The organism is Sporichthya polymorpha DSM 43042, from assembly GCF_000384115.1.
Classification (GTDB): domain Bacteria; phylum Actinomycetota; class Actinomycetes; order Sporichthyales; family Sporichthyaceae; genus Sporichthya; species Sporichthya polymorpha.
Genome location: NZ_KB913029.1, coordinates 254,468 through 258,934, shown reverse-complemented (window position 1 = coordinate 258,934; position 4,467 = coordinate 254,468). Strand labels below are relative to the sequence as shown.

The following is a 4,467-nucleotide window of genomic DNA, read 5'->3' as shown; positions in this document are numbered from 1 at the left end:
GGTTCGGCCGCCGCTCGGGCGGCGTCTTGAGCGGTGCGGTGCTGGACCAGCTGCTTGGCGAGCGGAGCGGGGAGGACGATGGTGCGAGCTTTGCCGCCCTTCGGCTCGTGGAAGCGCCATTCGCCTCCGACACGCTCGGGGCAGTACCGGGCGTGGCCGGAACAGCCGGAACCGCAGCGGCTCCGGTGGCGGCCTTCGGCGCAGACCGCGGGTTGTTCGCAGCCGTGCCTGTAGGGCTCTTGTCGCAGCTGGAACACGCGGATCTGCTGGCGGTCGAGGTCGACGTGTTGCCAGCGCAGGCCCAGCGCCTCCGCTTGACGGAGGCCGAGCGCCAATGCGACCGACCACCGAGCAGAGTTCGGCACCTCGGCTGCGGCGGCGAGGATCCGTCGCGCCTCTGCTTGCGTAAGCGGGCTCATCTCAGGCTCGCGGTGCCGTGGCGCGTCGACGAAGGCGGTGACATTGCTTCCCACGAAGCCGCGGCGCATCGCCATGCGATAGGCGCGGCCAAGCATCTGGTGGACCATCAAAACGGTCTTGGTGGCTAAGCCTTCGGCGGCCAGGTCGAGGTACAGCGCGTCGAGATGCTCCGGGCGCAAGCGGTCCAATCGGTGCCCGCCGATGCGTGGAATCACCCACCGCTCGAGCCGAGGCCTGTACACGGTCTCGATAGTCGTGGCGGAGGCAGTCCGTGGCGCGATGGTGTCCAGCCATGTCCGCAGCCAGTCCGCGACCGTGGGTACCGACCCCGGTGCTGCCAGTTGGCCTGCGTCGCGCTTGCGTTCGAGTTCACGCACCTTCTTCGTGATCTCGGCTTTGGAGCGGGCCATGCGGTGTCGGCGATCCGGGGTGCCGTCGGGACGAACGCCCACGGTGACCCAGCCATGCCAATAGCCGTCAGCGCCTTCGTGGATCGAGGAGCGGCCGTTGGCGCTGCGACTCAATTCGGTCCCCTGTCGTGCTCCGCGCCGAGGTCCGCGACATAGTTGCGGGCGGCATCGAGGGGGATCCGGCGGGCACGGTTGATCGTTACCGGACGTAAGGACCCGGCGGCGAGAAGCTGGTAGGCGGTGGTGCGTCCGACCGTCATCGCACGCGCTGCGTCCTCGACGGTGGGCAGAACTGGTGGCTGCGTGAGCAGGTCCTTTGCGGCTACCACGACTACCTTCCGCACCTCGGTGGACGGCAGCATCGGCCGGGATCGGCGCACACCGAAGGATGCGCCAGTGCTACCGGGTCCGGAGACGCATTCCGGGAGCTTGGTCCGCTGCTGAGGCTGAGGTTGCATGTCGGTCTGTGTGCGCGATCGCGGCCAGATCGAAGCGCCCTGCCGCCGATGGGCCAGCTGGCGTTGCATCCGGGAGCGGACCGAACCCCGGTCGGTCAGCAATCACGGAGCGCTGGCGTGGCGCGAGACTCATCCGCGAGGATGCCCTCGATGTTGCTCGGCCGGGGCCGCGCGTGCGGATGTGGGAGGCCGGCGCGAAACGAAACGGAGCCGTCATGGCGGGCAAGTTCGAGGTGTACGAGGACAAGGCCGGGAAGTTCCGCTTCCGGCTCAAGGCCGGCAACGGTGAGATTGTTGCCGTCGGTGAGGCCTATGACAGCCTGGCCGGGGCGAAGGGCGGATGCGAGGCGGTGCAACGCGCCGCCGACGGAGCGTCCATCGTCGAGGTCGACGACTGAGCCAAGGGGCAATGCCGCCCTCCTGTTCGTCGGGCTCCGGTCGGGTGAGGGGCGGCTACTCGGTGAGGGATGTGACGTAGTCGCGCAGATCATCGGGTCTGACCCGACGTAGCCGGCCGACTCGGACGGTTTGGATCTCTCCCCGTGCGATGAGTTCGTACATCAGGCTGCGCCCGACGCCGAGGGCCGCGCCGGCTTCTTCGACGGTGAGCAACAGGCGCAGGGCGTCGGGTTGGTGCGCCTGAAGTGGGCTGGACGTGGCCTGGGCCGGGATCCTCGCGGTTGTCGTCGCGCGCCGGTTCACAGCTCGATCCCCCGACCGCGGTCCGCGGCGCCCACGTCCGTCGCGTGCCGCCGGCTGGGCGTCGTCCGCTGACCCGAGCGGGGGTGGGTCTCGGCCTGGGACAGTCCGCTGATTGCCTGGTGAGCCTGTCCTAGGGCGGCGCCCGTGGCGCCTGCGGCGAGCGCGGCCTGGCCGAGGGTGAAGATAGCCGCCTCGACCGCCACCGCAGGGTGGCCGGCGTAGGGGAAGCCCCGTCCGGCCCGCAGGGCGCGGGTGGCGTCGGCGCGGCTGAGGAAGTCGGCCAGTTGCGCGCAGGCTTGGGGCAGTTTGGTCATCGCCGCTTGCAACGAACTGAGTACCTCATAGGCCTCGGCGGCCGACTCCAGGCCCGCGTGTCCGGAGAGCGTGGCGTAGTTCAGGGCGCGCACGAGCTCATCGAGCTGCCGGGCGATGACTACCGCGGAGAGTCTGGTGCTGTGCCCGGCAGGCGTTGCCGCGCCGTTGTCGGCTGCCCGAAGCGGTCGTTGGACGACGCGGCGCGGGGACTCGTGAGGGAGGTCTGGGCCGTAGTTCATCGCTGGCTCCTTCGCGTCAGTTGGGACGTCCCGGACGAGGCCGAGACGCGATCCGCGGGCGTTCAGGATCCGGTCTGCGGGTTGTCACGATGCTTGACGGCGGGCCTCCATCCGCGGTGATTTGCCGAGCATTCCGCGGCCCGGCGGGAGACGGATCTCCGGTCGCCCGGTCGGCCCGGCGGCGGCGCCGGCAAGCGCATGGCAATCGCGCGTCAAGCATCGTGACAACTCCCTGAGCTGCGGAAATGGGTCGGCTGTCAAGCATCGTGACAACCGGGGATCGGGACCGTGCTGCCACCAATACCAGCCACGGGAGGCCCCGATGTCCAACACCGCGATGACGCTCGACCGTCAGTCCCTGCTCGCCGCCGCGGAGAGCGCCCCGCAGCTCTTCGCCGCTCTCGACCGGATCGCTGTCGAGGGGTGGAACAGCTCCACCGGCGACGTGGTCCTTGCCTACGCCCGGCGTGAGGTGGTGCGCCCGGCGGTCCGGTCCGCCGGGCTCGTGGGGTCGGCCGCCGAGGCCGCGGAGGCGAGCGGATGGACGGTCGCGTGGGAGGCACTCGCCGGCCGCGGCATCAGGTCCGCCGGGTCCCCATGGGGCTTTGTCGCGACCGCGGTACGTCGCGCCGTGGTCGGCGAACGGATGGCCGAGCGCTACCGCACCGCGACCCGGACGGCCTGGCGGGTGGAGCAGTTCCGGGCCAGTGGAGGTGGCGATCGCCGACGAGCCGGGGAGTGGCGGGCCGTCGCCGACGACGCGGCCCTGACCCGTCCTCTCAGCCTCACGGCCTTGGTGGAGCAGGGTTACGACCGACCGGTCACCGACGAGCTTCCGTCCGAGGCCGACCCGACGATCGACCTCCTGGCCGGGGTCCTCACCCGCGGCGGCTGGTCGCCGGCGGCGGCCCGCGAGACAGTGCTGCACGTCGCCGAGCACGGGGTGCGCAACCGCCCCGAGGAGGCCGAGGTGCCCGGGTGGCGCAGCCTCGCGCTGTACCTAGGCGTGCCGGGATGGCAGGCGCGACGGCTCACCGTGCTTCTGCTCGGGGCTCCCGGTTGGCCCGGCCTGGTCGAGCGTCTGGTGAGCGGCGGCCCGGCAGCCTTGCGTGGTTCGGCCGTGGATCTGGCGGTGCGGGCCACTCGGGAGGCTGGCCTCGGCACCCCGGCCCGCACGGTCACGGTTGCGCCGGAGCTGGTTCAGGGGCGGTCGCTGGCGTCGTGATCGCCAGCGGAACCGCCCGCGGAAATCTGGACGGGATCGCGCACACAGGGGCGTATGTCCACCACGAATGCGTGGCCGGCGTGGTCGGCTTGCCCGGAGATGCCACGGATTTGGCCGAAACCCTGCGAACCGTCCGAGCCCGGTGATAGGACCGTCCCGGGAGCAAGGGGGTGTAACGGATGTTCCTGACCAAAAGGCTGTCCCGGGGCGCGACGTTGGGGGCCTGTGCACCGCGCCGGGTGACCTGTGCCGTGGCCACGGCGATGGTCCTGGCCGGGGTTGGTGCATGTAGCTCCGACGGCGGCGTGAATGCCGAGGGGCCGGTCGCTTCCGGCGCCGCGGCAACCGCGACTCCGACCCTTTCGAGCGATGAGGCCGCGATCCTTGCCGCTTACCGCGAATTCTTCGCCCGCCAGACCGAGATCTCGATGGCCGCCAAGGAACAGCGGCGCATGCTGCTCGAACCGTTCACCACCGACCCCGCGCTCGAACGCGTACTCCGCGGGATGTTCGCCGCCGAGGAGATCGGCGAGGTTGGGTACGGCGAACCCGTCTTGAATCCCGCGGTGCAGTCAGTGGACGGTGACACCGCGACGGTGACCGACTGCCAGGACACCAGTAAGACCGGACGAAAGAATCGAGGCAATGGCAAGGTCACGACGCGAGGCCTCAAGCGGGACAATGTGTCAACGACCATG

The 4,467-nt window shown here is 70.3% G+C and carries 7 protein-coding genes; 3 read left to right on the top strand and 4 right to left on the bottom strand.

The window, feature by feature from the left end; translation table 11 throughout:
* Both SPOPO_RS26885 and SPOPO_RS0101345 read right to left on the bottom strand, forming a co-directional pair.
* Window positions 1-944, bottom strand: a 944-nt coding sequence (locus SPOPO_RS26885) for a site-specific integrase (RefSeq protein WP_156869454.1), incomplete at its 3' end; no start/stop codon positions are given.
* Entirely contained in the window at window positions 941-1,192 is a 252-nt protein-coding gene (locus SPOPO_RS0101345; protein WP_019872987.1) for a helix-turn-helix domain-containing protein, read from the bottom strand. The genes SPOPO_RS26885 and SPOPO_RS0101345, both read right to left, overlap by 4 nt.
* A gap of 311 nt (window positions 1,193-1,503) precedes the next feature.
* Here SPOPO_RS0101345 and SPOPO_RS0101340 point away from each other — a divergent pair, with 311 nt between their 5' ends.
* Complete coding sequence (locus SPOPO_RS0101340; RefSeq protein WP_028984421.1) at window positions 1,504-1,686, top strand: YegP family protein; 183 nt, start codon at window positions 1,504-1,506, stop codon at window positions 1,684-1,686.
* Window positions 1,687-1,741: 55 nt separating this feature from the next.
* Here SPOPO_RS0101340 and SPOPO_RS35425 read toward each other — a convergent pair whose 3' ends face one another.
* Both SPOPO_RS35425 and SPOPO_RS0101330 read right to left on the bottom strand, forming a co-directional pair.
* Window positions 1,742-1,990: an excisionase family DNA-binding protein gene (locus SPOPO_RS35425; RefSeq protein WP_019872985.1), complete on the bottom strand. Its 249-nt coding sequence runs from the start codon at window positions 1,988-1,990 to the stop codon at window positions 1,742-1,744.
* Window positions 1,987-2,544: a hypothetical protein gene (locus SPOPO_RS0101330; RefSeq protein ID WP_019872984.1), complete on the bottom strand. Its 558-nt coding sequence runs from the start codon at window positions 2,542-2,544 to the stop codon at window positions 1,987-1,989. The genes SPOPO_RS35425 and SPOPO_RS0101330 overlap by 4 nt, the downstream gene beginning before the upstream one ends.
* 322 nt (window positions 2,545-2,866) lie before the next feature.
* Between SPOPO_RS0101330 and SPOPO_RS0101325 the strand changes: the two genes are divergently transcribed.
* Together SPOPO_RS0101325 and SPOPO_RS34645 are read left to right on the top strand one after the other, a co-directional pair.
* Window positions 2,867-3,769 carry a hypothetical protein gene (locus tag SPOPO_RS0101325; RefSeq protein WP_019872983.1) on the top strand — a complete coding sequence of 301 codons (903 nt, stop codon included), beginning with the start codon at window positions 2,867-2,869 and terminating at the stop codon, window positions 3,767-3,769.
* 179 nt (window positions 3,770-3,948) lie between these two features.
* On the top strand, window positions 3,949-4,467 hold a 519-nt coding region (locus SPOPO_RS34645), incomplete at its 3' end, for a hypothetical protein (RefSeq protein WP_019872982.1).